The organism is Cupriavidus basilensis, assembly GCF_029335485.1.
Classification (GTDB): Bacteria; Pseudomonadota; Gammaproteobacteria; order Burkholderiales; family Burkholderiaceae; genus Cupriavidus; species Cupriavidus basilensis_E.
The window spans coordinates 89836-116498 of sequence record NZ_JARJLM010000464.1; the positions used below are offsets into that span (position 1 = coordinate 89836).

Annotated in this window: 21 protein-coding genes; 11 read left to right on the top strand and 10 right to left on the bottom strand. The window is 65.7% G+C overall.

The window, feature by feature from the left end; genetic code table 11:
- Positions 1 to 115 precede the first annotated feature (115 nt).
- Positions 116 to 877: a glucose 1-dehydrogenase gene (locus P3W85_RS28550; RefSeq protein ID WP_346430297.1), complete on the bottom strand. Its 762-nt coding sequence runs from the start codon at positions 875 to 877 to the stop codon at positions 116 to 118.
- 404 nt (positions 878 to 1281) lie between these two features.
- Between P3W85_RS28550 and P3W85_RS28555 the strand changes: the two genes are divergently transcribed.
- The 4 genes from P3W85_RS28555 (at position 1282) to P3W85_RS28570 (ending at position 7103) form a co-directional block, all read left to right on the top strand.
- On the top strand, positions 1282 to 2193 hold the full coding sequence (locus tag P3W85_RS28555) for an AraC family transcriptional regulator (RefSeq protein ID WP_276267218.1): 912 nt from the start codon (positions 1282 to 1284) through the stop codon (positions 2191 to 2193).
- Between the two features lie 414 nt (positions 2194 to 2607).
- Entirely contained in the window at positions 2608 to 2775 is a 168-nt protein-coding gene (locus tag P3W85_RS28560) for a hypothetical protein (protein WP_276267219.1), read from the top strand.
- A gap of 24 nt (positions 2776 to 2799) precedes the next feature.
- Entirely contained in the window at positions 2800 to 5094 is a 2295-nt protein-coding gene (locus tag P3W85_RS28565; protein WP_276267220.1) for a phosphocholine-specific phospholipase C, read from the top strand.
- 47 nt (positions 5095 to 5141) lie between these two features.
- Complete coding sequence (locus P3W85_RS28570; protein ID WP_276267221.1) at positions 5142 to 7103, top strand: LamG-like jellyroll fold domain-containing protein; 1962 nt, start codon at positions 5142 to 5144, stop codon at positions 7101 to 7103.
- A gap of 17 nt (positions 7104 to 7120) precedes the next feature.
- On the opposite strand, the gene P3W85_RS28575 is transcribed toward P3W85_RS28570, so the two are convergent.
- The 3 genes from P3W85_RS28575 to P3W85_RS28585 all read right to left on the bottom strand — a co-directional run bounded on the left by P3W85_RS28575 (position 7121) and on the right by P3W85_RS28585 (position 10760).
- Positions 7121 to 9298 (bottom strand): TonB-dependent receptor, encoded by a 2178-nt coding sequence (locus P3W85_RS28575; RefSeq protein ID WP_276267222.1) that lies wholly within the window; start codon positions 9296 to 9298, stop codon positions 7121 to 7123.
- Between the two features lie 224 nt (positions 9299 to 9522).
- A complete protein-coding gene (locus P3W85_RS28580) occupies positions 9523 to 9867 on the bottom strand; it encodes a hypothetical protein (RefSeq protein ID WP_276267223.1) in 345 nt (114 codons plus the stop codon).
- Positions 9868 to 10064: 197 nt separating this feature from the next.
- On the bottom strand, positions 10065 to 10760 hold the full coding sequence (locus P3W85_RS28585; protein WP_276267224.1) for a GntR family transcriptional regulator: 696 nt from the start codon (positions 10758 to 10760) through the stop codon (positions 10065 to 10067).
- Between the two features lie 196 nt (positions 10761 to 10956).
- Between P3W85_RS28585 and P3W85_RS28590 the strand changes: the two genes are divergently transcribed.
- Positions 10957 to 12381 carry an amidase gene (locus P3W85_RS28590; protein ID WP_276267225.1) on the top strand — a complete coding sequence of 475 codons (1425 nt, stop codon included), beginning with the start codon at positions 10957 to 10959 and terminating at the stop codon, positions 12379 to 12381.
- 77 nt (positions 12382 to 12458) lie between these two features.
- The gene (locus tag P3W85_RS28595) at positions 12459 to 13460 is read left to right on the top strand and encodes a tripartite tricarboxylate transporter substrate-binding protein (RefSeq protein WP_017228745.1); all 1002 of its coding nucleotides are present in this window, start codon (positions 12459 to 12461) and stop codon (positions 13458 to 13460) included.
- Between the two features lie 15 nt (positions 13461 to 13475).
- Here the strand turns inward: P3W85_RS28595 and P3W85_RS28600 are convergent, their stop codons facing one another.
- On the bottom strand, positions 13476 to 14048 hold the full coding sequence (locus tag P3W85_RS28600; protein ID WP_276267226.1) for an NADAR family protein: 573 nt from the start codon (positions 14046 to 14048) through the stop codon (positions 13476 to 13478).
- Between the two features lie 256 nt (positions 14049 to 14304).
- Here P3W85_RS28600 and P3W85_RS28605 point away from each other — a divergent pair, with 256 nt between their 5' ends.
- Together P3W85_RS28605 and P3W85_RS28610 are read left to right on the top strand one after the other, a co-directional pair.
- Positions 14305 to 14736 carry a GNAT family N-acetyltransferase gene (locus P3W85_RS28605; protein WP_017228747.1) on the top strand — a complete coding sequence of 144 codons (432 nt, stop codon included), beginning with the start codon at positions 14305 to 14307 and terminating at the stop codon, positions 14734 to 14736.
- 219 nt (positions 14737 to 14955) lie between these two features.
- Entirely contained in the window at positions 14956 to 16683 is a 1728-nt protein-coding gene (locus tag P3W85_RS28610) for a dipeptidase (protein ID WP_276267227.1), read from the top strand.
- Positions 16684 to 16736: 53 nt separating this feature from the next.
- Here the strand turns inward: P3W85_RS28610 and P3W85_RS28615 are convergent, their stop codons facing one another.
- From P3W85_RS28615 to P3W85_RS28630, 4 genes are all read right to left on the bottom strand, one after another.
- On the bottom strand, positions 16737 to 17735 hold the full coding sequence (locus P3W85_RS28615; protein WP_017231222.1) for a Bug family tripartite tricarboxylate transporter substrate binding protein: 999 nt from the start codon (positions 17733 to 17735) through the stop codon (positions 16737 to 16739).
- Between the two features lie 107 nt (positions 17736 to 17842).
- A complete protein-coding gene (locus P3W85_RS28620) occupies positions 17843 to 19009 on the bottom strand; it encodes an acyl-CoA dehydrogenase family protein (RefSeq protein ID WP_276267228.1) in 1167 nt (388 codons plus the stop codon).
- Between the two features lie 31 nt (positions 19010 to 19040).
- Positions 19041 to 20249: a CaiB/BaiF CoA transferase family protein gene (locus P3W85_RS28625; protein ID WP_017231224.1), complete on the bottom strand. Its 1209-nt coding sequence runs from the start codon at positions 20247 to 20249 to the stop codon at positions 19041 to 19043.
- A 10-nt stretch (positions 20250 to 20259) separates the two neighbouring features.
- On the bottom strand, positions 20260 to 21036 hold the full coding sequence (locus P3W85_RS28630) for an enoyl-CoA hydratase/isomerase family protein (protein WP_276267229.1): 777 nt from the start codon (positions 21034 to 21036) through the stop codon (positions 20260 to 20262).
- On the opposite strand from P3W85_RS28630, the gene P3W85_RS28635 reads away from it, so the two are divergent.
- Positions 21035 to 22057: an IclR family transcriptional regulator gene (locus tag P3W85_RS28635; protein ID WP_276267230.1), complete on the top strand. Its 1023-nt coding sequence runs from the start codon at positions 21035 to 21037 to the stop codon at positions 22055 to 22057. The two genes, P3W85_RS28630 and P3W85_RS28635, sit on opposite strands and share 2 nt — an antisense overlap.
- A gap of 32 nt (positions 22058 to 22089) precedes the next feature.
- Here the strand turns inward: P3W85_RS28635 and P3W85_RS28640 are convergent, their stop codons facing one another.
- Positions 22090 to 23181 (bottom strand): branched-chain amino acid aminotransferase, encoded by a 1092-nt coding sequence (locus tag P3W85_RS28640; RefSeq protein ID WP_276267231.1) that lies wholly within the window; start codon positions 23179 to 23181, stop codon positions 22090 to 22092.
- A gap of 463 nt (positions 23182 to 23644) precedes the next feature.
- On the opposite strand from P3W85_RS28640, the gene P3W85_RS28645 reads away from it, so the two are divergent.
- Positions 23645 to 25579: a S8 family peptidase gene (locus tag P3W85_RS28645; RefSeq protein WP_276267232.1), complete on the top strand. Its 1935-nt coding sequence runs from the start codon at positions 23645 to 23647 to the stop codon at positions 25577 to 25579.
- 25 nt (positions 25580 to 25604) lie between these two features.
- Positions 25605 to 26093 carry a hypothetical protein gene (locus P3W85_RS28650; RefSeq protein ID WP_276267233.1) on the top strand — a complete coding sequence of 163 codons (489 nt, stop codon included), beginning with the start codon at positions 25605 to 25607 and terminating at the stop codon, positions 26091 to 26093.
- Positions 26094 to 26663 lie beyond the last annotated feature (570 nt).

The following is a 26663-nucleotide window of genomic DNA, read 5'->3' on the forward strand; positions in this document are numbered from 1 at the left end:
TTGATCTCCAGGTGGTTATCGATGGCCGATCTGGCCAGCGCTTGCCTTCCCGCTCCGGAGGAATTCCGGTGCGGCACCGCTCATTGCCGGGCGCAGCGTGCATGGCCGGCAAGATTCAGGCGGCGGTGAATCCGCCGTCCACAACCATGCCATGCCCGTGCACAAGTGAAGCACGATCCGACAGCAGCCAGACCACCGCTTCGGCAACTTCCTCCGGGCGGCCCCAGCGCCCGACGGGCTGCAGGGTCTGGAAGTATTGTTCGGTGGCCGGGTCACCCTGGATGACGCCGTCGTACAGCGGCGTCTTGATGATGCCGGGACAAACCGCATTGATCCGAACCCCCTGGCTGGCGTATTCCAGTGCGGCGCTCTTGGTCAGACCGAGCACGCCGTGCTTGGCCGCGCTGTAGCCGCAGATGCCGGCCTTTCCGACCACGCCTCCGATCGAGGCGTTGTTGACCAGCGCACCGCCTCCTTGTACAAGCATCTGCCTGATTTGTGCCTTCATGCCGTACCAGACACCTTTCAGATTGACGTCGATTACGCGCAAGAACGCTTCGTCGTCGTAGTTGAGCAGCGGAGCAACCGGACCCGGAATACCTGCATTGTTGAAGGCGGCATCAAGTCGCCCATGCGTGGACACGACCTGATCGACCAGCGCTTCATGCCGGTCGCGTTGTGCCACGTCGATATGTCTGGCGACGGCCTTGCCGCCTGCATGCACGATCTCTGCCGCTACGGCTTCGGCCTGCTCCATCTGGATGTCAGCGACAATCACATGAGCCCCCTCCCGCCCTGACAGCATCGCGGCGGCACGGCCGATGCCGGAGCCGGCTCCGGTGATCAGCGTCACCTTGTTTTTCAGCAATCCCTGCATGTCTCCTCCTTGAGATGCGCACCACAACGCGGGCGTGTCGGAGATTCTAGGCAGGCAGGCTTGAGATTGCTCCTTGTTGCCGCATGAAAACTCGATTTACCAAAAGTACGCTGGTTTTTTTGAAATAGTGAACTGATATCTGAGCCTCACGATCTGCATGCAACGCGCGCTGTCGTTGATTTCCGAGCGTGACGCCAAGGCTATCAAAGATGGGGTTTCCATCTACCGGATCGGTGTCGCCAGGGTGAAATCGATCTGCTATCCTGCATCGGCAGGCCATCATTGCTCCACGCGCCTGCGCTGCCCGCCTTGGACAGCGGCAATATGAACAGGGCTGTACGCACAGCTGGGCCGACCTTTGGCTGTCCTTTGTCGGTAAAGCGTGATCGGGCCGCGGGGGAGACATGACAGCCTTGATTGAAACGCCAATACTGATCGCACGTGCACTGCAGAACGCGCCCGATTACACGTTCAAAAGCAAGCACGGCAGCTTGTCCGGTGCCCGGTGGCAGCATCCGGCATGTGAACTGTCTACCCGCCACATGGCAGAGCACGTGTTGGTGCACCATTTGAGCGGAAGTACGCGGATCGAACGGAGATGCCAAGGACGGGTGACGGGAACACACTCGAAGATCGGCAGTTCAACCTTTGTCTCCTGCCATCACGAAACCGACTGGCACATCGGCAGTCAGGCGCAAGTGATGCATCTATATCTGCCGCAAGCAGTGCTGCATGATTTCGCTTCAGAAGAAATCGGACTAGATGCAACACCGGAAATCAGGCCGTTTTTCGCTGCCGACGATCGGTGGCTGGCAGGATTTTTCTTGATGCTGCGCGATGAGCTGGAGTCCGGCGGGTTACCTTTGGGCAGCAGTGAACCCTTCTTGCTCGACCAGCTTCAGCATGCGCTGATTCGCCATCTTGTCCTGCGCTATTCGAACCTGCAGTCGAACCGGCTTGCTGCGTTCGAATGCGCCGGGGCGAGAGCTCGGCTGAGTACGAACCGGCTGAGTCAGGTTATCGGCCACATCGAGGCGAGCTATTCGCAACCGATCCAATTGCAAGACCTGGCGACCATTGCCTGCATGTCGAAAGACCATTTCGTCAGGGCTTTCAGGAACATGGTGGGCCAGACGCCGTACCGGTATTTGCTGACATTGAGGCTGGCGCGCGCGGGGCAGATGCTGCGCAGCCGCCGGGAGTTGACGATTGCGGAGATTGCGGGCCTGACCGGCTTCAGGAGCGGCTCCCATTTCTCGACAGCATTCCACAAGATTTACAAGACGACCCCGAGGCGCTATCGCGATGAGGGGTAGCACAGCGCCCGCAATCCTCGGATCTTGAGAGGCCGAGCCCACGCCTGCGGCCAGCGCGCCTGCTGAGAGCGTCGCTCCAGACACCACTGCAACAGCGAAAGTGCTCCGTCACGCCGTGAGCCGCGCGAGACGATTTTTCATGCGTCCCGATGCTGCTCACTGCCGTGGCTCGATTCGCCCGGCGCAGAGCCGGTCGGCTTCTGTCCGCATGCGTCAATCCATTCAATCCACCGCGTGTCAGCCAGGCCGGACCCGCGGTTCGAGGTTTTCAGGTCCGGCCATATCTTCAATTGTGGACATTAAGTAACAGCGTTGTCACACAACCACCCCACAATTCGACCCCATCCGGTTTCCCGCGTCCTCCTGTTGCCACCGGCATTTTCCCGTTCGGCACTGGCTGTGCCACTCCCTCTCATGACAAAGAATCTGCTTGTATTGCTGGTGCCACTGCTCGTCCTGACCGCCTGTGGCGGCGATGACAACACGAGTGCGGGTGCTGTCCCCTCGCCCTCACCGCAGCCGCCGCAGGTGCCGGCAGGCGAGGCAGTGATCCGCTGCGCGCCCGCCGCCGGCTCCAAGTAAATCATCTCACCCTATCGCCGTATCATGCCTCTCAAGAGTCGTCGTCAGTTTCTGAAGTTCGGGGTCGCCTCCGCCGGCGTCGCCGCCACGTCGATGGTATTGCCGCAAAGCATCCGCGATGCCCTCGCGGTGTCGGCCAACCGCCGCACCGGCACGATCGAGGATGTGGAGCACATCGTGGTGCTGATGCAGGAGAACCGGTCGTTCGATCATTACTTCGGCACCATGAGCGGCGTGCGCGGCTTTGGCGATCCGAAGCCGGTGCCGCTGCGCAGCGGCAAGCCGGTGTGGTACCAGCCCGTTGGCCGCAATGCCGATGCACGCACCGGCTATGCCAACGTGGGCTATGCCAACTGGCCCAGGACAAGCCAGTGGTACGAGGACAACCCGGTGCTGCAAGCCCAGCAGAAGTACGTGCTGCCTTTCCGGCTGGATACCACCACCACCAATGCACAGCACCTTGGCGGTACCGACCATAACTGGAAGCTCGAGCAAGGCATCTGGAAACACTGGGATGCCTGGGTACCCTTGAAGAGCCGCATGTCCATGGGCTATTACGATTCCCGCAAGGACCTGCCTTTCTACTACCAGCTGGCCAACGCCTTCACTATCTGCGACGCCAATCACTGTTCGATCTTCGCCAACACCGAGCCTAATCGCCAGTACTACACCAGCGGCGCCAGCGTCTACACGATGAGCGGCTACGCGGCCGGCAGCAAGAAGCGCCTCAAGGGCCAGGAGTTGGACAGCAACTGGACCGCCAACATGGATCTCGACCAGTCCTGGGAAGGACTGGCCTGGAAGAGCTATGCCGAGCGTCTGCAGGAAAAGAAGATCGACTGGCGGGTCTACCAGGCGTATTCCAACTATGGCTGCAATTCATTGGCCTATCACAAGGCGTTCCGCAAACTGGACAAGCAGTCCGATGAATACCGCCGCGGGCGTGCCTATGCCGGCCAGAAGCTGGCCTCCAACGAGGAAGCCTACGATCAGGTGCTGGCCGACGCCATTGCCGAGGACGTCAGGAACGACACGCTGCCGCAGGTGTCCTGGATCATCTGCCCGGACGCCTACTGCGAGCACCCGGACGCATCGCCGGCGGCCGGCCAGGCGCTGGTCGACAAGTTGCTGCGTGCGCTGACCTCGAACCCGAAGGTGTGGGCCAAGACCGTGTTCATCATCAACTACGACGAGAACGACGGCTTCTTCGACCACATGCCGGCCTATGTGCCGCCGGTCAACACCAGCATGTATGGCTACCAGGGCCTGAGCACGGTCTCGGTGGACGAGGAAAACTACAACGGTGTGCCGATCGGGCTGGGACCGCGCGTACCAATGATCGTGGTGTCGCCGTGGAGCAAGGGAGGCTGGGTCTGCTCGCAGGTGTTCGACCATACATCGGTACTGCGCTTCATCGAAACCCGCTTCGGTGTGCAATGCGACTATATTTCGCCGTGGCGCCGCGCAGTTTGCGGCGACCTGACCTCCGCCTTCGACTTCACCAGGCCTAACGCCGATGTGCCGGAGGACCTGCCGAACACCACCTACTACAAGGCGGAAGCCGACGCTGCCAAGAGCCGTCCGGGCCCCGCGGTGCCGGCACATCCCACGCGTCCCGTGCAGGAACTTGGCCAGCGCCGCGCGCGCGCCCTGCCTTACGAGCTGTTCGCGCATGGCCGCGTAGACACCGAAGGCAAGCGTTTCTGGATCGACTTCGCCAACACCGGCACCGCGGGCGCGGGCTTCCTGGTCTATGCCAACGGCAACACCACCTATTCGGAACTGGACAAGCCGCACGACCAGGACGACACGGTGTTCCCGCCCATGTCCTTCGATGCGCTCAACAGCCGCAACGGCGTGTGGCAGTACACGGTGGAAGCGGGCAAGACCTTGTCCGACTCCTGGAAGCCGCAGCAAGCGGGCGCACAGGACGGCAGCTATGACTTATCGGTCTACGGCCCGAACGGCTTCCTGAACCAGTTCAGGGGCAATGTCGCCGCCCCGGGTCCGGAGGTTGCCGCCTGCTACGACATCAGCAACGGCAAGCTGCTGCTGACCCTGGTCAACCGGGGCAAGCAGGCATGCGTGATGTATGCCGCCAACGGCTACGACAGCGACGACACCCGCACCTTCCGACTCGCTCCAGGCGCTTCGCACCAGGATACCTGGAACCTTGCCGCAACCAGCCAGTGGTTTGACGTGCGCGTGACAACCGATGCCGGCGACGGGTTCCTGCGCCGCTTCTCCGGTCACGTTGAGACCGGCCGCCACAGCCTGACCGATCCGCGTATCGGCGGTCCGGCAGTGGACATGCTTTGAGGCGCACCAGTACAGGAACCCACATGCAAAGAATTGGAGCGAGCGCAATGCGCAAACTTGCAGCCGGCGCCGTGGCGCTGGCAGGACTGCTTGGCGGCTGCGGTGGAGACGGCTCGGCACCGGCTGCCGGCACGATACCGCCGGCGGATGGCCAGCCTGGCACCGGTACACGCCGGGTGCTGCTGATCGGCATGGATGGGGTCAATTACCCCGAACTGAGCGCCCTGGTGACGCAGAAGCAGGCTCCCGCGCTGGCGCAACTGACGCTGGCCCCGGCCTACACCGGCGGCGTCAGCGGCACCGTCACGCAGCAGGAAACACTGGCCGGTCCCGGCTGGGCGACCTTGCTCACCGGCGCCTGGTCCAACCGGCACGGCGTCACGTCCGACCAGGGAGATCATGTCATGCGGGCGGATACCCTGTTCTCCCGCCTCAAGCAGGCAGGGGCCGGCGGCAAGATTGCCGTGGCGGCGAGCTGGGGCCCGCTCGCGCGGCAGTTGAGCGCGGACGTCCGGGCCGATCGGGTCGACCAGCTGGTGGACTGCGCCGGCGTGGACGCTTGCGTGACCGATGCCGCCTTGCGCGCCGTGGCCGACCGCAGCTATGGCGTAGTGGTGGCCAACTTCCATGCACCGGCCATCGCGGCCGGTGGCATGGATAGCGACTACCGGCGCGCGCTTGCCGCCCTGGACAAGCAGGTGGGGCAGTTGATGTCGGCGCTGCAGGCAAGCAGCAAGCTCAACCCGGGCGAAGACTGGCTGGTGGTTGCCACCACCAGCCGTCCGATGCAGCCGAAAGATTACGCCTCCGATGCAGCGGCGATCGAAGACACCAGCTTCATCGGGCTCAACCACACCGGCAATGCGGTCTTCACCGCCGCGGCGAAGGACGCGATGCCGGCGTCCAAGGCTGAGCTCTACACGCGCCCGAGCACGGCCGACGTGGCGCCGACGGTGTTGGGCTTTCTCGGCGCGCTGCCGGCAAGCCCGGCGCAGTATGGGATCGAGGGACAGTCGCTGCTCGGTACGCCGGGCGTGCAGCAATTGCGCGCCAGCGCCGGCCGGGATGCGGGCAGCATTCGCCTGAACTGGAAGCTGGGACAAGAAGCGCCGCAGCCTGCGCAGATCGAAATCTTCCGCAACGGGACGAAGATCGCCTCGCTGGCCGGGGACGCCAGCGAATATGTCGATACGGACGTCGGCCTGGCAGGCAAGGAAGAAGGTACCTATAGCTTCGACTATGTCGTCGTGGCCGGTGCGGTGCCGGTTGCCTACCGCGCAGCGATCAGCTATGTGCCCCCGGTTGTGCTGCTGCCCACGCTGCTCGATCGCCTGATGCACTTCTTCTCCTTCGACAACGGCCTGACCGACAGCAAGAGCACGGACACGCTACGGGCGATGAAGACCCCGCCGCCGGCGCCGCTGTTCGGCAATGACGGCTTGGGCGGGAAGTCGCTGGTGATCAACCCGGCCAAAACCAGCTATGACCTGGTAAGCGACGTGCCCGCGCAAGCACGGTTCTCCATTGGCTTCTGGTACAAGTCGGATGCACAGCAGGCTTGGCTGCCGGTGCTGACCAACAAGGACTGGAACTCCGGCGCTAACCGGGGCTTCATCATCGGGCAGTCTTCGGTCGGCACCATGACCTTCAACTTCGGCGACGGCTCCAACCGCGCGGATGCCTTCATGGCCTTCACCGCCAACCAGTGGGTGTACGTGGCGCTGACTGTCGATACTGTCGCGAAGAAGGCGACCGGCTATATCGCCGACCCCGTGCTGGGTATCCGCAGCGCGGCGATCAGCCTGAGCGCGCTGAACATGGCCGCGCTGCGGGCGAACCGCCTGGTGTTCAACGAGGACGCGACCGGCGGCGCCTACCCCGGCTATACCACGCCGACGGCGGTGGCGCCGGAGTATAACGACCTGGCCTTCTGGTCGCGCGAGATCGATGCCAGGGAGGTAAAGGCGTTGTTCGCCGCGGGCAAGTCGCTGTCCACGCTGAACCCATAAGCGCAAGCCTTCAACCTTCAGAACGGCTTGGACAACGCCACGTAGAAGCTGCGCCGCGGTGCGTACTGCGGCGCGCCCACGCCGATGCCGGTGCCGTCGCGCAGCTGGTAGTTGCGGTCGAACAGGTTGATCACCGTGAGGCGCACCTTGAATTTGCCGATGACCGGCGTATCGAAGGTGCGGCCCACGCCAACATTGACCTGGAAGTAGGCCGGCAGGTGCTGGGTATTGGCGAAGCCATTGCGCAGGCCGCTGCCGAACAGCGCATCGGCGCTGAGCAGCGTGCCGCGCCACAGGTAGGAGGTGCCCACCGAGGCGGCCACGGTCTGGTCGTGGTCGAGATGGACCCAGTTGCTGGCGATATAGGCCAGCTCGTCCGCGCCGAAGTGGAACTGGCCGGTTTCGACGCCCTTGGCCAGGGCCCGCGAAACGCCCACGTTGGCATAGGCGGCGAAGCTGCCCTGCCGGTAGTTGGCCGTGCCTTCCAGGCCATAGATCCTGCCCTGGTCGTAGTTGAACGAGGAAAAGATCAGCGCATTGCCGAACTGGCCTTCGTCCTGCAGGTGGCGCACCTTGCGATAGTAGGCGTCGAGGCCCAGGGTCAGGTTGCGCGTGGCCTGGTGAGAGACGCCGAGATCGAAATAGTCCGAGCGCTCCGAGCGCACCGCGGTGTTGGCGTTCGAAGGCAGGGCGTTGGTGGTGCCGGCGAAGCTGGTCACCGATGTGGTGTCGATCTTCTCGGTGGCCGGCGGCGTGAAATACCGCGCATAGCCCGCGTGAAGGCGCGTGACGTTGCTCAGCTCGTAGGTCAGACCCAGGCGCGGGCTCAACTGCTGCTCGCTGACCACCGTATTGACGTGGTCATAGCGCGCGCCGTAGTTGACCGTCAGCTTGTCGGTGGCCTTCCACTCGTCTTGCAGGTAAAAGCCCAGCGTCGTGCCCGTATTGCTGGTGTTGTCCACGATGGAGAACGGCACGCCGCTGGTCTGGTTGCCGTTGGCATCGGCGGGCAGCACGCTGGAGGTATTGTCGACGCCGTAGCGCTCGCGCTGCATAAACAGGCCGGAGCGCAGCGTATGGCTGGCGTTGAGTATATAGCTGCCATCGGCCTGCACGCCGTAGGCTTCGTTCCGGCGCGTGATCCTAGCCGCCACGCCGTTGTAGGCCAGGTCGCCGATGGGATCGGGCATGTAGTCGACGCGGCTGGTGCGGTGGAACAGCGACACCTGGTAGTCGAACGCGGCCGATACCTTGTTCTGGAACGAGAGGATCTGGAAGTCGGTCTTCTCGCGCTGGCTCGCGTTGAGCGCATCCGACGCGGGCGTGGCCACGCCGTCGATGGTGAACGAGGGCGTGAGCCCTGGCCGGTTCGGAATCTGGAAGCGGTTGTCGGCGCTGCCGAACATGAAGCTGAGCCGGCTATCCGCATTGATCAGGTACGACAGCATGCCGAAGGCCTTGCCCTGGTCGGTATGGTCGTGGATGGCATTGCGCCCGGATGCCGGGTTTTCGATGCCGAGGTTGTTCTCGGTGAAGGAGCCGCTCAGGAAATAGCTCCACGGCCCTTTCGCCCCCTGCACATAGCCATTCGCCTCGTGGTCGGCATGGCTGCCGAACACCGTCCCGATCTCGCCGCCGAAGGCCTTCGGTTCGCCCTCCTCGTCCGTGGCCGCGCCCTTGGTGCGTATGTCGATGATGCCCGCCGTGCGGAAGCCGTACTGCGCCGGCAGCGCGCCGGTGATCAGCTTGATTTCGTCGGCGAAGCGCGTATCGAGCATCTGGCCGAAGCCGCTGATGGGCTCGGGAATGATGACGCCGTTGATGCGGTACTGCAGGTTGGCATGATCGCCGCGCACGTGCAGTTGGCCGAAGGAGTCCTGCACCACGCCCGGCGCCTGCAGCAGGACCTGGTTGAGCGGCGTGTTCTCCCCCTGGGGCAGCGCCTTGATGTCGTCGCTGTCGAAACGGTAGACCGAACTGCCGGTATCGGGCGACAGGGCATTGCGCACCGTGTCGAGACGCTTGGCGGTCACCACGACGGCGTTCAGCGCCTTGGTGTCGCCTGACGGCGCCGGTTGCGCGGATTGCGCCGGCGGGGAGGAAGAGGTGTCCGGCGCGGACGATTGCGCGTGGACGGAAACGGCGAGCGCCGACGCGGCGCCGGCCGCAATGGCTCGAAGCTTGAAACTGGACATGGCAATGCCTCTGACTGTTCTTGTGGTGTCGCGCGGGACGTATCGGAACGTATCGGAACGTATCGGACGTATCGGAACGTATCGGGACACGGTGGCCCGCGCCAATGCACGCGCAAGGCGCCGTCAGGAGGAGACGAAGCGGTCCCGGCGGATCGCGCGGCAGCCGCCGGTGGAAGTCACCGGCAAGGCCGCGTCACGACGCCAGGCGCATCCGGACGGCGCCTTCAAGCGGGTAAGCCACTGGCCAGAGGGGGGCCACGGCTGCGGGGCGGCGGCGAGAAGACCGGACAGACATGCCGCTCGGCGAGCAGCGGGTAATGCCAGCGCCGTCCGCTGGCGAGCACCAGCCAGCAGCAGGCCAGCGCCGGTATCGCCACCGCGGCGGCGGCGAAGGCCAGGCATTGCAGGCAGGCATCGTGGCCCGGCCCGCACTGCTCCGTATCCGCTGGCGCCGCGCAAGGGTTCTCCGCCGGCTGCGCATGGAGGTGCGACAGCGAATGAATAGCTCCCGCCGCCTGACCGAAGAGCAGGAAAGCACTAAGCAGAAGGGCTAGGGAGCGGCGCCACATGAGATGGCTGCGAGGACAAGGACCGGGGGCCGTCGACGGCCCGGTTATCTACAGTTGCAACAGTGTTGCGAGTGTGCCATCAGGGTGTGCCGGAAGTAAAGCCGAGACTGCACGTGCGGCGCATTTGCGCGCGCGCCAGCGCACAGAACGGGGCAGGCGCGGCGTGCCAGTGATGCGCACGGCACCCTGCCCCCGGCTCAGGCGCTGGCGATTGCCGCGGCGTCGCCGGTGGCCGACTGCGCCAGGGTCCTGAGCCGGGCCATCGAGTTCCGGATATGCAGGCGGGCAAGATGCTCCGCCTGGTCGGCATCCGCGCGCTCGATGGCCGCCACGATCTGCTCGTGCTCCCCGATGGCGGCAAGGGCGCGGTCCTTGGCGAACAGGATCCGCGGCGCGAACACCTGGGACGTCATGTGCACGATAGGCACCTGCCGCGCCAGGTACTCGTTGGCCGCCAGGCCGATGATGGCGGTATGGAACTCTACATTGGCCGCCGTATAGACCTCGGGCAGCCAGGGCTCGAGGCTGCCCCGCTGGGTGTCGATCACCGCGCGCAGCGGCGCGCCGGCCAGTTCGCTGGCGCGCGACGCGGCCAGGCGGGCGGCCAGGCCGTCGATCACCTCGCGCAGCTCGTAGGCGTCCATCAGTTGCCTGAAGTCCGCGCTGACCACGGTGACGCCGCGCGCGGTCTCCGCGCTCACCAGGCCTTCCCGCTCGAGAATGCGCAAGGCCTCCCGCAGCGGCGTGCGGCTGATCTTCAGGTCCTCGGATATCTCGACCTGCCGCAGCGGCTTGCCCGGCGGATAGACGCCGCGGTAGATGCGCTGGCGCAGCACCTGCGCGACTTCCTCGACCAGCCGCACCCGTCCCTGCCATTCGAATGTTTCTGTCATTTGCCTTTCGCCCCTCCCCTATGAGCGCAGGGTAATCCCGGTAGGTTGGCGCAGTTTACAAGGGCTGCCCTCGGGTCTACTATAGCCGCAAACACTGGATTCTGGATCCAGAAACCAAATCTGCACCGGACGACGCCGAGTGACTTGCAAGGCGCCGCACCCAGCCCCCGATACGTTTTTCCGGAGACGCCCGCCCATGAGCGATGCGTTGTGCTTTCTGTCCGCCGCCGAGCTTCACGCCCGTATCGCGCGCAAGGAAATCTCGCCCGTGGAGATCACGCAAGCCGTGCTCGACCGGGCCGCGCGGCTGCAGCCGGCGCTGAACTGCTTCATCACGCTGTGCGCGGATGAAGCCATGGCCGCGGCGCGCGAGGCGGAACAGGCGGTGATGGCGGGCAAGCCGCTCGGCCTGCTGCACGGCATCCCGTTCACCGCCAAGGACCTGGTCAACACCAAGGGCGTGCGCACCACCTTCGGCGTGGCGCCGTACCGGGACAATGTGCCGGACCACGATGCGGTGTCCGTCGCGCGCCTGCGCGAGCACGGCGCCATCCTGATCGGCAAGACCACCACGCCGGAGTTCGGCTCCAAGTGCCTGACCGATTCCCCCCTGTTTGGCCGCACGCGCAATGCGTGGAGCGGCGAGCGCACCAGCGGCGGGTCGAGCGGCGGCGCGGCGGTTGCCGTGGCCAGCGGCATCGCGCCGCTGGCGGTCGCCACCGACGGCGGCGGGTCCACGCGGATCCCGGCGGCATGCAATGGCGTGGTCGGCATCAAGCAGAGCAACGGCGTCATCCCCCATAGCCAGGCGCAGGACCTGTTCGGCAACCAGACCTATGTCACGCCCACCACGCGCACGGTCGCGGATACCGGCCTGATGATGCAGGTCATGGCCGGCGAGCATGCCTGCGACCCGTGGTCGATCGGCCTGCCGAAGCAGGACTACGCCGGCGCGGCGCGCCCGCAAGGCGATCTGCGCGGCAAGCGCATCCTCTATTGCCTGGCCCCGCCGGGGCGCCCGGTCTCGGCCGAAGTGGCACGGGCCTTCCAGGCCAGCCTGTCGAAGCTGGCCGGGCTGGGCGCGGAGCTGGAAGAATTCTCCGGCGACGGCTTCGACGTGGAGCCCATCTGGCGCGCCATCAACCATACGGTGTGGCGCGCGCGCTTTGCCGCCGTCGCGGCGGAACACGGCGACCAGCTCAGCGCCACCTTCCTGAAGCAGGTGGCGTCCGCCGCCCAGGTCAGCGGCGTGGAATACCAGCAGGCGATGTTCGATCGCTCGAAGCTGTTCCTGCGCGTGCAGGCCCTGCTGCAGCGCGGCGACCTTCTTGCCATGCCGACGCTGACACGCACGGCGCTGCCGATCGGGCAGGACCTGTTCGGCACCATCGACATCGACGGCCAGTCCTTCGAAAACGTGCGCGCGCACTGGTTCCCGTGGACCATGCCGTTCAATATGACCGGCCATCCCGCCATCAGCCTGCCCTGCGGCTTTGACGGCGACGGGCTGCCGATCGGCTTCCAGCTGGTGGGGCAGTTCCGCGGCGACGCCGAACTGCTCCGCGTGTCGGCGCTGTTCGAGGCCGCGCACGGGCTGCTTGACCAGTGGCCGCAGCTTTGATGGCGCAACCCTGTTTCGACACCGTGCTTCGCCGTGATCCGGCCTCCCCTCTTTCATCGACCGTAACCGCATCCGCCATGACCCACGCATCCCGCCGCAAACTCGTGCTCAACACCCTGGCGCTATCGGCCTGCGCCGTGGCGGTCCTCGCCCTGCCCCGGCCGGCAGCGGCGGCGGACCCGGATGCCCCGATGCATATCATCGTGGGCTACGCGCCCGGCGGCGCGGCGGACAGCCTCGCGCGGATCTACGCCGAGCAGTTGCGCCAGGACGGGCACGGCACCGTCATCGTGGAAAACCGGCCAGGCGCGTCGGCGCGGCTGGCGCTGGACTACGTCAAGCGCGCCAAACCGGACGGCAAGACCGTCTTTATCGGGCCCTCGCCGCTGTTCACCATCTTTCCGCTGACCTACAAGAAGCTGGGCTATGACGCGGACAAGGACCTGGTGCCCGCCGCGGTGCTGACCGATGTGCCCACCGCGGTCGCGGCCGGCGTGCAGCAGCCGTACAAGAATATGAAGGAGTACGTCGAATGGGCCAGGCGCAATCCCAACAGCGCCAGCCTGGGCCTGGCGACCATCGGCAGCGCCGGGCATCTCGGCACGGTGGCGCTGGGCAAGGCCGTCGGCGTTCCCATCACGCCCGCGGCCTATCGGGGCGCGTCGCCGATGCTGGTGGACGTCATCAGCGGCACGGTATCGATCGGCTGGGATGCGGTGGCCAGCATGATGTCGCTGTACAAGGGCGGCAAGCTGCAGTTCCTCGGCGTCAGCGGCACGCGGCGCGCCAAGGCCCTGCCGGAAGTGCCGACCATGAAGGAGCAGGGCTTCAGCCAGTACGAGTTCGCGACGAGCTGGTACGGCGCCTTCCTGCCCGCCGGCACGCCGCCGGATGTGGTCGCCAAGGTGGAGAAGATGTTCATCGCAGCCTCGGGCAATGCCTCGACCGCCGCCAAGCTGGAGGTCCTTGGGCTTGAAGTGGCCGCCAGGCCGGGACAGGAGGCACGGCACCGCATCCAGGTGGAGCGCGCCGCCTGGAAGCCCATCGTGGAGGCGACCGGCTTCGTCGCCGAGGACTGACCGGGACGCTGCGCGCTAGCGTGCCGGGCCACGCCTGAGCGTTTCGCGCGCGGCCATCAACGCAAACCCGAGCAGGTTGGGCCCCCGCCATTGCTCGGGGTTTTCCGCGCGGGGATCGTCGGCGGCCAGCCCGATGCCCCAGACGCGGTCCACCGGGCTGGCCTCCACCAGCACGCGCCGCCCGGTGCCGAGCAGGTAATCGGCAAGCGCCGGGTTCTGGCGGAATTTTTCGATATTGCCCTGTGTCACCAGGCCAAGGCACGCTGCATTCCAGCGCGCCTCGTCGAAGCCGCGCACCTCGCGGCCCACCTGCTTCGCGGCGGCGGGAGAAGGCGCCGCCAGGATCCGCGCCAGGGCCGGCTCATCGCCGAACAGCCGCGCCTTGCCAGCCATCATGAAATGCTCCGCGCTGGCGAACGCCTGCCCATCCACGCTGAACCGCGCAGGCCACCACTGCGACAGGCATTCCTTGCCCACCGCGGCGCCGGCCTTGCCCCTGTGCCCCCAGAAGAACAGGTAGGCGGGCCGCAGGCCTCGCCGGAAAGCGCTGATCAGGGAGGCGTGGTCATGGATATCGGGTTGGGTCATGGCAAGCTGGTGCAGGTCAATGCAGGTCAATGCGGGTCAATGCGGGTCAATGCGCTCCGGCATGGCCGGAACTGGCGTGAGCCGAATAGTATCGCCCCCGTCGCAGGCACGCGTCAAAGCGTACCGCTCAACCAGCCGCCGGCCAGCCCAAAGCGATAGTCCGCCATCCAGCTCGTCATCTCCCCTCCCTCCCCCATGGCAGCGTGCGGTTTCGATGCTAGAGTCTCGCCAGCACTTCCCGGCCCCGGAGCGGAAAATGGATAGGAGCAAGCCTGAAATCGTCGTGACCGACCGGATCGACGAAGAGATGGAGGCGGTGATTGCCAGCGGCCTCGATCGCTTCAATGAAATGCGCGCCGGATATGGAGACAGGCGGCCGCTGGCGGTGGTCGTCAAGGATCCGCTCAGCGGACGGACGCTCGGTGGCGCGGCAGGCCGCTCGTCGCTGGGCCTGCTTTTCCTCGATCTGTTCTACCTGCCGGAATCGCTGCGCGGCTCCGGCCTTGGCACGCGGATACTGAAGGCGTTCGAAGACGAAGGGCGACGGCGCGGCTGCCGTTCCGCCGTGCTCTACACCATCAGCTTTCAGGCGCCGGCGTTCTACGCGCGCAATGGCTGGCGCAGCTTTGGCGAGATCCCCTGCGACCCGCCGGGTACCAGCCGGGTCTTCATGACAAAGATGCTCTAGCGCCCGCGCGGCCCCGCCGCCAGCCATTAGCGACGGGACGGTGCGAACCTGGGGCAAGATGCGCATACTGGTGCGCGCCTGCCATTTCGACAAGAATGGGGCCTCACCGGCGGGCATGAGTTCGACCGTGTCGTAACCCGGGCAAACCCGCGCATCCACGGAATTGCGCCAGCCCCCCGACTCGTGCGAACATCGCCTGTTTTTTTGGGGGCATCGCCCATGAAACGCGCATCACTGGCCGCACCGCTACTCCTGCTCTCGCTGATCCTGAGCCAGCCGGCGGCCGCAAGCACGCTGAAGAAGCCTGAACTCGACGCGCTCGTCGCCTCCGGCGCGGCCAATCCGCCCGCCGGCTTCGGCGCCTTCCTGAACGCTGCGGTCAAGGCAAACCCGTCGCTCGCGGGCAGTGTCGACGCGTATCGCCGGCACGCCGCGCTGAGCGGCGACGATCTCACCAATATCGGCCGCCTGCTCGGCGTGTACAACCGTCTGCACAACCAGCAGGCGGCAATCTCCGCCATCGAACGGATGGTGGCCTTGCGCACCGTGCGCGACGACAGGATTCCCCAGCACGAGAACCCCGCCATCATCGCCTTCGGCAAGCTGGTGGAAGGCATGGCAAAGGACTTCGGCCTCACGTTCCGCAACGTGGATAACCGGGTGTTCGAGGTCACGCTGCCGGGCCGGGGCAAGGATGAGTTCGGCCTGCTGACCCACGCCGACGTGGTGCCCGCGACTGCGGAAGAATGGGTGCTGGACGACGGCACGCGGCTCGATCCGTTCAAGGTCACGCGCGTGGGCGATTATCTCTACGGCCGTGGCACCATCGACGACAAGGGCTCGATCGCCACCGTGCTGTATGCGATGAAAACCGTGAAGGACAGCGGCCTGCAGCTCGACCGCACCATCCGCCTGATGATCGAGACCACCGAGGAAACCGGCGGTGACGGCATGAAATACTATCGCGAGCACACCACGCTGCCCGAGTACAACATCGTGCTGGACAGCAAATACCCCGCCGTGGTGGCCGAGAAAGGCTCGGGCAGCCTGAAGGTGTTCTTCCCGGTACAGGCCACCGATGGCAAGACCACCGCCATCGTCGCCCTGAGCGGCGCCGCAGCCGCCAATGCCGTGCCGCAGAGCGCGGCCGCGCAGCTCAAGGGCGGCGACCTGGGCGCCGTGCGCGCCCGGCTGGAGGCCGCACGCGCGGCCTTCATCGCCAGGTACGCGCCGCAAGGCAGGTTCGCCATCGATATCGGCCAGGGCGCCAGCGCCGACAGCCTGCAGGTGAAGGTCACCGGCACCTCCGCCCATGGCTCGCGCCCCGAGGAAGGCGTCAACCCGCTGCCGCGCCTGGCGCTGTTCCTGCAGGAGTCCGGCGTGGCGCTGGCGGACAACCACTACGCCCGGGCGGTGAAGTACCTGAACGACCTGTACGGCACCGGCTACCTGGGCGAGAAAATGGGCGTTGCCTACAAGGACGATTTCATGGGTCCGCTCACCATGTCTCCCAACCTGGTCCGCGAGAAGGACGGCCAGCTGGAAGTCACCGCCAATGTACGCATGCCGCGCGGCAGCACGCCGCAGGCGCTCACCAGGGCAGTGGCCGACAAGATCGGCGCCTGGGCCAGCGCCAACCACGAGACGGTGACCATCAGCCATGAACAGGGCGACTGGATGGCGCGCGACCCCAAGGGCGCCTGGCTGTCCACGCTGCTCAATATCTTCGGCGACACCACCGGGCTGGAATCCAGGCCGGTGCCCACCGCGGGCAGCACCACGGCCAAGCTGATGCCGAACGCCATCAACTTCGGCCCGGCCATGCCCGGCAAGAAGTACACCGCGCACAACGCCAAGGAGTACAAGGAAGTCGCCGACCTCGGCCTGGACATGCAGATGTTCACCGAGATGCTGATCCGCATCGGCGACCTGAAGTCGATGCAATAAGGCAATAAGGCCATAAGGCAACAGGGCTGCGGCTGGCAGCGCCTGGTCCGGTGCTACTGCAACTCGATCTTCGCGATCGCCGCCAGCCGCTTCCAGCGCGCTATCTCCTCCTTCTGATAGTCGCGAAGTTCCGCTGGCGTGGACAGGATCAGCGAGGTGGACTGGCGCTGATAGTACTCCTTGACGTCGTCGGCGGCCCCGGCCCGGGCGAACAGCTCGCCAAGGCGTTGTGCGATGGGCGCAGGTGTCTTGGCGGAGACCGCCGCCGCCACCCAGTTATAGGCCAGGAAGTCCGGCACGCCGGCCTCGGCCGCGCTTGGCACGCCCGGCAGCAGCGGCGAGCGCTGGGGCGCCGTGTAGGCCAGTGCGCGTACCCTTCCGCCCTTGACCAGTTCGATCGCACCGCTGGCGTCCACCACGGCGAAGTCCACGCTGGCGGCCATGACGCCGTTGATCGCGTCGCCCGCGCCCTTGTACGGCACGCCCGTGGTCTTCATGCGGCTTTGTTCGTTCAGCCATTCGCTGTAAAGCGTGTATGACACCGAGCCGGTGCCGTAGTTGAGCGCGCCGGGCCGCTTGCGCGCATCCTCCACCAGCGCCGTGAGCGTGTGGTAGGGCGAGTTGGCCGGCACGATGATCAGGCATGGCCCGCGCGACAGCAGCGTGATGGGAGTGAAGTCGGTCAGCGGGTCGTAGGGCAGCTTGCGGAAGGTGGCCGCATTGGTGGAAAGCGTGGAGTTGCTGCCGATAAACACCGTGTAGCCGTCGGCTGGCGCGCTGAGCAGGGTCTGCACGCCGATGAAGCCGTTGCCACCCGGCTTGTTCTCCACCACTACGCCCTGCCCTGTCAGCTCGCCTATCTTCTTGGCGAACATGCGGGCCGTCATGTCGGTACCGCTGCCGGACGGGAACGGCACGATAAAGCGGATCGGCCGGCTGGGAAAGGCTTGCGGCTGCGCCCACGCGGCGAACGGAACGCTTGCCAGGCTAGCCGCGGCTGCGCCGGTAAGGATGGCGAAGCGGCGCCGGGAACGGTTCACGGGTCGGGTCATGTTGTCTCCTTGGTCTTCCGCCTGGCAGTGGGTTCCGCCAGTCCGGGTGCGTCAGTGGTTCAGGGATTCAGGAATTCAGGGATTTCGTCATCCGCTTTCGCAGCGGGCTAGCGCTTGAGACCGAGCAGATCCCGCGCGATGACCCATCGGTGCACTTCGGACGGGCCTTCGTAGATGCGCATCAGCCGCGTCTCGTTGGCCATCTGCTGCAGGGGCATTTCCTTTGTCATGCCCATCGCGCCAAAGGCCTGCATGGCGTGGTCGATCACGTCCCAGGCCATTTCCGTGGCGAACACCTTGATCATCGAGACTTGGGTGCGCGCCTCCTCGCCGGCGTCGATGCGCGCCGCGGCCTCGTAGGTCATCAGCCGGCATGCATGGATGCGGGTGGCGGCATCCGCCACCCACCACTGGATGGCCTGCCGGTCCGCCAGCGCGGCGCCGAAGGTGCGGCGCTGCGGCGCGTACTCACACAGCATGTCGAGCGCGCGCTGGGCGCGGCCAATGCACCAGGCCGCCATCTGCACGCGCCGGCTGGACAGCCGTGCCTGCATCGGCGCGAAGCCCTGCCCTTGCGCCCCGAGCATCTGCGTGTGCGCAATGCGGCAGTCTTCCAGCACCACCTCGTAGGTGGAGGCGCCGCCGATCATGGGGATGCGCCGCTCCACCTTGAAACCGGGCGTGCCGCGGTCGACCAGGAACGCGGAGATGCCGCCGCGCGCGCCGCGCGTCTTGTCGGTCACGGCCATCACGATGGTCCAGTCGGCGCGGGCAGCGCGGCTGATCCAGATCTTGCGGCCGTTGAGCACCCAGTCGTCGCCGTCGCGTTCGGCGCGGGTGGTCATCATGGCGGGATCGCCGCCGGCGCCGGGCTCGGAAATGGCGATCGCGGAAATGGTCTCGCCACGCGCATACGGCTCCAGGTAGCGCGCACGCTGGGCCGCGTCGGCGGTCTTGAGCAGCATGCGCAGGTTGGGCGAATCGGGCGGCAGATCGTAGGGCGTGATGGTCTTGCCCAATTCCTCGTTGACGCCGACCATGGCCACCACCGGCAGGTCGGCGCCGTCCATCTCGGCCGGCGCGTCCAGGCCCCACAGGCCCAGCTCGCGCGATAGGGTGTCCAGCTTGTCCTGCTCCGGCGGCAGCAGCGTGAGCTGGCCGCCCTCCGCCTCGCGGGCCAGTACGCCCGCTTCGAGCGGGATCAACTGCTCGCGCACAAAGCGCCCCACCAGGTCCTTGAGCATCTGGTGCTCTTGTTCCAGTACGAAGTTCATGCAATGTCTCCTTTATTGTCTGCGTGCCGCGTCAGCCGGCGTCACGGCTGCCCGCTACCTGGGCGATTTCTTCAGGGGCCAGCCCGGCTTCGCGCAATACTTCGGCGGTGTGCTCGCCCAGCGTGGGCGCGTGGCGGCGCAGCGACAGCGGTGTGGCGGAGAAGCGCGCCGTGGGCCGCATCTCGCGCAACGGGCCCTCGGTGGGATGCTCGGTCTGCTGGAACAGCCCGACCGCTTCCAGGTGCGGATGCGCCGGCAATTCGTCCGGCGTGTAGATTGGCGTGGCGGGAATATCCAGCGTCTCGAACAGCGCCATCCACGCCGCCGTGGTGCGGCTCGGCGTGATCTGCGCGAGATGCTGATACAAGGCGCGGATATGGGCATTGCGCTGCGCGCGGCTGGCGATGTTGTACTTGTCGGCGAGGTCGTCGCGGCCCACGGCGTGGAAAAAAGCTTTCCAGTGGCGGTCGGTGTATGGAAGCGCGCAGATCCATCCGTCCGCGGTCTGCGCCGGCCGCCGCCCGCCCTGCAGCAGGCGCGCATAGCCGGCTGCGCCGGTGGCGGGCTCGAAGGTCAGCCCGGCCAGGTGCTCGGCCATGACGAAGCTGGCCATGGTTTCCAGCATCGGCACCTCCACCGCTTGCCCGCTACCGTGGCGCTCGCGATGCAGCAGCGCGGCCATCACCGCGTTGGCCAGCGCCATCCCGGTGGTCTTGTCGGCGATCAGGCTGGGTACGTATTCGGGCCGGCCGCCGGCGGCGGAGCCCAGCGACACCAGCCCGCAAGCGGCCTGGATGATATCGTCGAAGGCCGGCTTGTCGCGGTGCGGGCCGTCCTGGCCGAAGCCGGTGGCCACGCAGTAGACGATGCGCGGGTTCAGCGATGCCACCGCGGCATAGCCGAAACCCAGCCGCTCGATGGCGGCCACGCGCATATTGTGGATCAGCACATCGGCGCCGGCGATCAGGCGGCGCAGCGCCGCCCCACCCGCGGGCGTCTTCAGGTCCAGCACCACGGAGCGCTTGTTGCGGTTGAGCGCCAGGTAGATCGAACTCATGCCGGCGTTGCGCGACACGCCGTTGGCGCGCATGAGATCGCCTTCCGGCCCTTCGATCTTGATGACGTCCGCGCCCAGGTCGGCCAGCGATTGCGTGGCCAGGGGGCCCAGCACCACCGAAGTCAGGTCGAGCACGCGAATGCCCTCGAGCGGGCCAGCGCAGATGGGTGTCTGTTGTTGCATGCAGCCCCCCTCAGCGGCGCTGGAAGACCGGCGCGCGGCGCTCGGCCATGGCCGCGACGCCCTCGCGGAAATCCGCGGTGGCGAATTGCACGCGCTGGATGGCCAGTTCACGCTGGTTGGCCGCCACGATGCGGTCGGCCAGACCCAGGCGCAGCGTCTCGCGCGTGCTTTCGACAGCCAGCGGCGCGGAGGCCGCGATATCGTGCGCGAGCGCGAGCGCGCGGGCACGCACCTCGGCCTTCGCCACCAGTTCGTCGGCAAGGCCGATGCGCACGGCGTCTTCGCCGTCGATGCGCCGGCCCGTGTACAGCAGCAGCGCGGCCTGCTGCTCTCCCACCAGGCGCGGTAGCGTCACGCTCATGCCAAAGCCGGGGTGGAAGCCGAGCCGGTTGAAGCTGGCGCTGAAGCGCGCTTCGCGGCATGTGACGCGAAAATCCGCCACCAGCGCCAGGCCCAGCCCCGCGCCGATCGCGGCACCTGCAACAGCCGCCACGATGGGCTTGCGGTTGCGGTACAGCTTCATGGCCTGCGCGTAGAAGGCCGATGGATCGCGCGAGACGCTGCCCTGGCCGGCGCCGCTGAAATCGGCCCCGGCGCAGAAGGCGCCCACACCCGACGACAGCACCACGGCGCGGCAGCTGTCGTCGTCGTCGAGTTGCAGCAGCGCTTCGGCCAGCCGGCGCATGACGTCGGCGTCGACAAAGTTATGGGGCGGGCGGGAGATCTCGATCTGCGCGACATGCTGGTCGCGTGTCAGGACGATTTCAGGGGAGGATGCGGAGGTCATGGCGACCGGCTCCGGGAAATGGAAAGGCACCCAGTATTCGCCGACGTGCGTTGCCGCGCTACACTACAATTTCGAATACCGAAATTATGCTGCGCTGCCCGGCCAGACCGGCGAGACTGCCGCCAACCGCTTGCCTGATTCCCAACCCCGCTCTGGCGCCGATCCCCGCCTGGCCTTCCAACCGGATTCCAGCACCAACATGCCTTCGACCCGCGAGCTCACCCACAGTACCGGCCGCTTTACGCGCCAGACCGAAGGCAGTCAGTCGCTCGAACGCGGCCTGCTGCTGCTGCGCGCGTTTCGCGTCGGCTCTTCCAGCCTGACCAATGCCGAGCTGGCCGCTCGCACCGGCCTGCCGCGTCCCACGGTCAGCCGCCTGACGCGCTCGCTGGTGGACAGCGGCTTCCTGCGCTATGACACCACCGAGCGCGCCTACCGGCTGGCGGCCGTGGTGGTGAGCCTGGCGGACGCCTTCCACCAATCCACCGCCGTGCCCAATATCGCGCTGCCGTTGATGCGCGAGATCGCCGAGGCGGAGAAGGTCAATGTCGGGCTGGCCGTGCCCGACCAGACAGCCATGGTCTACCTGGCCGCGGTGCGCCACAGCGGCGACAGCGTGTCGCGCACCCGGCGCGTGGCGCCCGGCACGCGGATTCCGATGGAACTGACCTCGATCGGCATGGCGTGGCTGGCCGCGGTGCCAGCGGGCTTGCGCGACCATTTCCTCGCGCGGATCGAGGCAAGGGCCGGCGACGAGTGGCCGGCCGTGCACAAGGAACTGTCGCGTGGCATAGCCCAGGCCCAGGCGCAAGGTTATTGCACCGCCAACTACCAGCCGGGCCACCTCACCGCCGTCGGCGCGGCGTTCCGCGGGCCGGACCACCAGTGGTATGGACTGAACATCAGCTTCCCGCACAAGCCCAGCGAAAAACCACGTGACGTGGCGCGCTATGCGCCGCTGCTGCTCGGTCTGATCGAGAGGATCAGCGTGTCATGCGGGGTGGACGACGGCGAGGAATAAGCATGACGGCGGGCGGCCTGCGCGGGGAACGCTCACAAATCGACGTGATGGACCCAGCCGGCAGGGCCAGCGGCCTGGTTGCGCTGAATCTCCACCAGCCGCTCCCTCAGCACCTTGACGGTGTGGCCGGCGGCCCCGTCCCCGATCGCAAAGCGCGTGCGCGCGGACCGTACTTCGCCGATGGCCACCAGCGTCGCCGCCGTTCCGCAGACAAAGGCCTCGGCCAGGCGTCCGCTGTGGGCATCCGCCTCCCACTCGGGGTACGAGTACCGGCGCTCTTCCACCGTCATGCCCATCTCCCTGGCCAGTTCGATCACGGAAGCCCGGGTGATGCCCGGAAGAATCGAGCCGCTAAGGGGAGGCGTGACCAGCGTGCCATCGTCCATCACGAAAAAGATATTCATGCCACCGAGTTCCTCCACCCAGCGGTGCTCCGCGGCATCCAGGAAGACCACCTGGTCGCATCCGTTCGCGGTAGCCTCGCTCTGCGCGACCAGGCTGCCGGCATAGTTGCCGCCGCACTTCGCCTCGCCGGTGCCACCGGGCGCCGCGCGCGTGTAGTTCTCGGATACCCAGACGGAGACGGCTTTGTCGCCGCCCTTGAAATACGGGCCCACCGGGCAGGCGATCACACAGAAAATGAACTCGGAGGCGGGCTTGATGCCGAGGAACACCTCGTTCGCAAACATGAAGGGACGCAGGTAGAGACTGCCCGAGCCGTGCGGCACCCACGCCTGGTCGACGCGCACCAGCTGCTCGATCGCTTCCAGGAAGAGAGATTCCGGCAACGCCGGCATGGCCATACGCTTGGCCGACGCCTGGAAGCGGCGCGCATTCTCGAGCGGGCGGAACAGCGTCACGGCGCCATCCGCGCCGCGAAAGGCCTTCATGCCCTCGAAGATCTCCTGGCCATAGTGGAGCACCGAGCACGCCGGATCGATCGAGAACGGCTTGCGTGCGGTCACCTTGGCGTCCTGCCAACCCTGTCCTTCGCGCCAGGTGATCGTCACCATATGGTCGGTGAAGACGCGGCCGAATGCGGGGTCGCGCATCAGTGCATCCCGGGTGGCCGCGTCGAGCGCGTTCGGATTGGGTTCGAGGCTGAAAGTGGTTTGTTGCGTCATGAGCGCGAGTCTTCCTTCGCTGGCGTTGGGGGATTGGCAGCAGGGTAAACACCGCTGCATGCCGCTGGCGTGGCACGTGGCTTTGCGTGACATCCGGGGTACCGATGATCGCATGCTGGGGCGCAGCTTGTCTTCAATGTCATTGGGCCAACCTGGCTCGGGTGGATTGCCCTGCCTTCGCCGTGAGACGGAGCGCCGTATTTTCTGAGACGCAGCGTCAAGTGACGAAACGATAACCCTGCAAGAATTCCGGGCAGGCTGCGGGCATGCGCTCACGCGTCAGGAAGCGCGCATTCCCGGGCCCGCGCGGACAGTACGTCCGGATGGCAGGCATGGGACGCTTGCCGGCGCCGGCCGCGCAAGACCGGATCACCCCGAGGGGTCCCGATAACAACAGCGCTGCAAAGCTCGTGTCCGGCGAAAGCCATAACTCGAATAACTCGATTTCGAAACCGGGGAAGTCATGCTGAAAACAGGAACAAGATCCATCTCGCTGGCGCTGCTGGCCACGGCCGCGCTCGCCGCGTGCGGAGGCGACAGCCCGGAGAACGCGGGCACGAGCGCCCAGACGCCCGCCACGCCATCTCCCGCGCCCACCGCATCCACCTGCGCCGAAACCGGCGTCGATGCGAAGTTTGCCTGCCAGACCGGCGCCACCGAGCCGCTCTACGCCTACCAGTGGGCGCTCAAGCAAGCCACCAGCTTCTTCAAGTCATTCTCCGGCGTGGCGGATGGCGCCACCGATCTCAACGTCGAGGCCGTCCACGCCGCGGGCGTCAAGGGCCAGGGCGTCAACGTCCTGGTGCTCGACGACGGCGTCGATATCGACAATGAAGACCTGGCCGCCAATGTGAACCGGTCGATGACTTACAACTTCGACGACGGCACCAGCAATCCCACGCCCGCCGATGTCCCGGCCAATATCGACGAGGCGCATGGCACGCATGTCGCCGGCATCATCGGCGCGGCGCAGAACGGCAGGGGCGTGATTGGCATCGCCCCCCGCAGCACCCTGGGTGGCGCGCGTTACATCGGCGCGGCCAATGCGGATACGGTGAAGGCCTACGGTGGCGCCGACTGGTCGAAGCATGCCCATGTCATCAATGCATCCTACGGTGAGAATCCCCCTGAGCCCAACGAATACGATACGGAAACCGGGCAGCAGTCCGTGATCCGGGCCTTCCCCAACCTGAGAAACGGCAAGGGCCTGGTGATGGTGAAGGCATCCGGCAACGAGTACGAATACGTCTATGACAAAGCAAGCAGGTTTTGTCCTGCCATCGGCGGCATCGCGGGAATCGTCAGTTGCGAGAATCCCGCCAACGACACGGAAGCACTCGAACCCGGGGTCATCGTGGCGGGCGCGGCCAATGCAAAGGGCATCAAGGCAAGCTATTCCAATGCCGGGGCGGTGAACTGGATCACGGGACTCGGCGGTGAACGCGGCGACCAGGGGCAATACGGGGAAACCGGTTCCGGGCCAAAGATCTTCTCGACCGACCTGACTGGTTGCGCCAGGGGCTATAGCCGCAATTTCCTCGAGCTGACCAATGCATTCTCCATTGGCGGCACCGCGACCAACAAGAAAGAGAACGCGAACTGCGACTACGCCAGCATGAACGGCACCTCGGCGGCGACTCCCACCATTACCGGGGTCGTTTCCCTGATGCTGGCAGCCAACCCGAACCTGACTTGGCGGGATGTCCGCGACATCCTGCGGCTGACCGCGCGCAGGATCGATCCGGATTACGGGTCACGCGACAGCCGCAATCTCCGGGTCGACCTGAGGACGGGAACACTGACCGCCAGCCAGGATGCCGGCCTCGCGGATGGCAGCCCGACCGCGCGGCTGGACTTTGGCTGGCAAAGGAATGCGGCGGGCAATGACTACTCCAACTGGTACGGCTTCGGCCTCGCCGACGCCGCGGCCGCGGTCCGGATGGCTAAGACGTACAGCAGCTACAAGGCGGCAGCCCTGTCCATTCCCGCCTTTACCAAGGCCTTTGCCGACAACGCGCAACTCAGGTATGGATCGGTCCAGAAGCTGGGGCAGTTCACCGTCAGCGGCAGCGACAAGGTCGATGCCCTCCAGCTCAGGCTGAGCGGCTCGATCTGCATCGGCAGCGTTGGATTCTTTGTCAGATCGCCCTCCGGCACGATATCCGCGCTCGCCGTCCCCTACAACAGCTATTACGGCACGGGGGTCCCGGAAGTGAAGAACTATGGTCTCGGCAGCTACGCGTTCCATGGCGAGAACGCCGCCGGGAACTGGGAAGTGTATGCCGTCAGCGCAATGCCGGCAGGCACGTGCAACAGTTTCATACCGGAATCCGATGGCGTCAGCGTCAAGCTCGGCAAGCCCCTGGCCGTTGAATACCGTGTGATAGCCGCGAAATAAGGCGTCGAGGAAAATGATGATGAATATGAAACTGTCCTTCCGGGCCCTCCTGTGCGCAACTGCGATGTCCGCCAGCCTGGCCGGCCATGCGGGATCGTCCACCTATGTGGCCGGACAACGGCTGTCGCCCGCCGAGCTGGCGAAGCTTTCGGGCACGGCTACCGTTCGCCTGGGCAGCCAGTCGTTCCGGACACTGCCGGGCCCGGCCACGACGAAAAGCCTGGACACCGCGGCGAACGCAGCGACGCTGGTCGTGAATGAACGCGGCGTGGTTGGCGAGAGCCGCAACGAAGTGCTGGTCTCGCAGGTGGCGACTCAGGATGTCCGGCAGAAACTCGGCAAGCTCAGCCACTCCGCGATCTCGGCAGAGTACTTCGACCACATGAACCTCAGCAAGCTGAAGTTCGCCACGTTCCAGGATGCGGTCAACGCCAGGGATCAGCTCAAGACGCTGCTTGCGCCGGACGCCGGGGTCGATGTCCCGATCCGGTACGGCAAGCCCAGGGTGCGCTGACCGGGCCGGGGCAATGGCCTTGCTTGCCTGAATTTCGTCGTGGGCGCGGGGCGGCCCCGGATTTGAGGTGCTCGGCCACAAGCCGGGACCACTGCGCCCGCGACGAATCCGCAAAGCCGGCAAGCCCGACAAGCCAGCCCCCGCTGCAAGGGGTCGCTTTCTTTTGGTTAATTTTCTTTATGACGGCGGGTAAAGTAGAGATTCATGAATTGGATTTTTTTGCCTGGTTATAGGTTTTTTATGGGAATGATTTAGGATTGCAGGGCCTAAAGGCGGAGTGGTGTCGGGCTCTTGGGCACATGGAGGTGTCACTTTTCTTTACGAGCGGGTAAATAGAGATTCATGAATTGGAGTTTCCCTAGTTATGGGTTTTTTAGGGGAATGATTTAGGATTTCAGGGCCTAAAGGCGGTGTGGCGTCGGGCCCTCGGGCACATGGAGGTGTCACTTTTCTTTACTCGTAAAGAAAAGTAACCAAAAGAAAGCGACCCCTTGCAGGGGGGCTGGCTTGTCGGGCTAAGGAGCTTTGCGGATTCGTGGTGGGCGCGTCAGTCCTGCCTGACTGCTGGCG